Origin of the sequence: Caballeronia sp. (assembly GCF_049581465.1) — a bacterium.
GTDB lineage: Bacteria > Pseudomonadota > Gammaproteobacteria > Burkholderiales > Burkholderiaceae > Caballeronia.
In genome coordinates this window covers 1-2638 of record NZ_JBAUSA010000550.1, presented here as the reverse complement: position 1 = coordinate 2638, position 2638 = coordinate 1, and the positions used below count along the sequence as shown (strand labels likewise).

The window sequence follows — 2638 nt, the reverse complement described above, 5'->3', positions numbered from 1 at the left end:
CGCCTGCATCGAAGAGATTGGTAGCGTTGATCCAGACCACGCCGCATTGCAGTTGCGGAGCAATGTCCAGCGCGCGGCTGATGTTCTCGCTCCAGACGCTCGCCGACAGGCCATAGCGCGAATGGTTGGCGAGCGCCACGGCTTCGTCAGGTGTACGAAAGCTCATGGTCACGAGCACGGGCCCGAAGATTTCTTCTTGAGCAAGGATTGAAGCAGGCGCCACGTTCGTGACCAGCGTCGGCGGATAGAACGTGCCCTGCTCCGGCAGGTTCAGACCCTTCGGCTGGTGAATGACGCAGCCTTCCTGCACGCCACGCTCGATCAGCTTCTGGATTCGTTCGAGCTGAACCGCATCCACGATTGCACCGATATCGATGCCCTTGTCGAGCGAGGGCCCGACGCGCAACGTGTCCATGCGACGCTTCAGCTTGTCGATGAAACGCTTTTCGACGCCTTCCTGCACGAGCAATCGCGAACCCGCGCAGCACACCTGGCCCTGGTTGAACCAGATGGCATCGACGACGCCTTCGACTGCGCTGTCGAGATCGGCGTCATCGAAAACGATAAAGGGCGACTTGCCGCCCAATTCGAGCGTCAGCGATTTGCCTGTCCCGGCTGTCGCCACGCGAATCAGGCGGCCGACGTCCGTTGAACCGGTGAATGCGATCTTAGCCACGCGCGGATGGTTGACCAACGCCGACCCGGTCTTGCCGTCTCCGGTCACAACGTTTAGGACACCTGCCGGCAAGCCTGCCCGGGCCGCGAGTTCGGCGAACAGCAAGGCTGTGAGCGGCGTGCTTTCCGCTGGCTTGAGCACCACGCAATTGCCTAGTGCGAGCGCCGGTGCAATCTTCCACGAGAGCATGAGCAGCGGGAAGTTCCACGGCACGATTTGTCCGATTACGCCAAGCGGCGCCCAGTCGGCAAATTCGCGATCCTGCAGTTGCGCCCATCCAGCGTGATGCAGGAAGTGGCGAGCGACGAGCGGGATGTCGATGTCGCGCGATTCGCGAATCGGCTTGCCGTTGTCCATTGACTCCAGCACGGAGAACAGGCGGGCGTGACGCTGCACCATGCGCGAGAGCGCATACAGGTGACGCGCACGTCCGGCGCCGCCTAGTGCTTGCCACGCCGGTTGGGCGCGAGCGGCGGCATCGACGGCTGCGTCGACATCAAGCGTGTCGCCTTGCGAAATCGTCGCCAGCACGTGCCCTGTTGCGGGTTCAACGGTTTCGAAAGTTTCGCTCTCTGAAGGCGGCCGGAATGCGCCGTCAATGAAATGACCGAAGCCGTTTGCGTGTTGGTCTAGCCAGGCGCGCGCGGCGCTGTCGTCTTCCGGTGCAGGTCCGTAATCCATCGAGGAAAAGTAGTCGGCTACGCTCATGGGGAGCTCGTGTAAGAGGTTCGGCGGTGCACTCAGGCGACCGGGTGGCGATGAAAAGCCGAGTAGCGGCCGGTGACGTGGTGTTCGAGCTGGCGTTCGATATCGGAGAGCAGACTCGATGCGCCGATCCGGAACAGGTCCGGTTCAAGCCATTCGCGCCCGAGTTCTTCCTTCATCAAGATCTGGTATTCGAGCACGGACTTGGCCGTGGACACACCGCCCGCTGGTTTAAAGCCAATCTTCACGCCTGTGCGTTCAAGATAGTCGCGAATCATGCGCACCATCACGAGCGAGACGTCGAGCGTGGCGTTGACGCCTTCCTTGCCGGTGGACGTCTTGATGAAATCGGCGCCGGCCATCATGCACACCATGGACGCCTTAGCAATGTTCGAGAGCGTGCGGATGTCGCCGGTGGCGAGAATAGCCTTGACGTGTGCAGGTCCGCATGCCGCGCGAAAGTCGCGCATTTCATCGTAGAGCGCCTTCCAGTTGCCGGTCAGGACATGTTCACGAGTCACGACGATGTCGATTTCCGCGGCGCCATCTTTGACCGATGCCTCGATTTCCTTGAGTTTCAGCGGATGCGGGATGAGGCCTGCGGGAAATCCTGTGGAGACTGCAGCAACCGGGATGCCGCTGCCGGCGAGCGCTGCGACAGCCGTGCCCACGAACCGGTGATAGACGCAGACGGCGCCTGTCTTGATCGAGTCGGGCGGCATGCCGAGGGACTCAAGCAAGTCATCGCGAACGGGGTGGCGCGCTTTCGCGCACAGTCGCTCGACGCGGGCGGCTGTGTCGTCGCCGTTCAAGGTCGTCAAGTCGATGCACGTGACAGCCTTGAGCAGCCACGCAGCCTGTGCGTCTTTCTTGACCGCGCGGCGAGTGCCAAGTGTTGCGGTGCGGCGGTTGACCGCTGATTGATTGACGCGCGAGCCATCGAGCCAGGACAGATCGAGCGGGACACCAGGGTTGCGGGTTTCGGCGTGAGCCACGGGCGTTTTCGCTCGCAAAGGGACGACAGATTGGGGAGCAGTATCGCGCATAGGAGTTGGGACAATTGTGCAATGCACAACAAATTCCGGTTAATCGATGAATGATTCTAACACTTCGTTGTTATGATCGTAACATCAGGGAATACCCAGGGGGGCCTGCTGGCGGCTTGGGTTTTTGGGGTGGGTTTGGGTCTGAGCGGATGTGCTTGCGGCGAGTGTGCGGCTAAGGCGGAGGGGGTGCTGTTCGCGGAGAGTGTGGGGA

General features: G+C 61.4%; 2 protein-coding genes. Both read right to left on the bottom strand.

The features are described from left to right. Positions 1 to 1384, bottom strand: a 1384-nt coding sequence (locus WCA53_RS13565) for an aldehyde dehydrogenase family protein (protein WP_423910885.1), incomplete at its 3' end; no start/stop codon positions are given. 32 nt (positions 1385 to 1416) lie between these two features. Continuing rightward, positions 1417 to 2427, bottom strand: coding sequence for a deoxyribose-phosphate aldolase (gene deoC, locus WCA53_RS13560; RefSeq protein ID WP_423910880.1), 1011 nt, complete (start codon positions 2425 to 2427; stop codon positions 1417 to 1419). Between the last annotated feature and the right edge of the window lie 211 nt (positions 2428 to 2638).

Bases quoted from the DNA above. Each gene is read 5' to 3' on its own strand.
- deoC (WP_423910880.1), bottom strand. From the start codon at position 2,427: ATGCGCGATACTGCTCCCCAATCTGTCGTCCCTTTGCGAGCGAAAACG.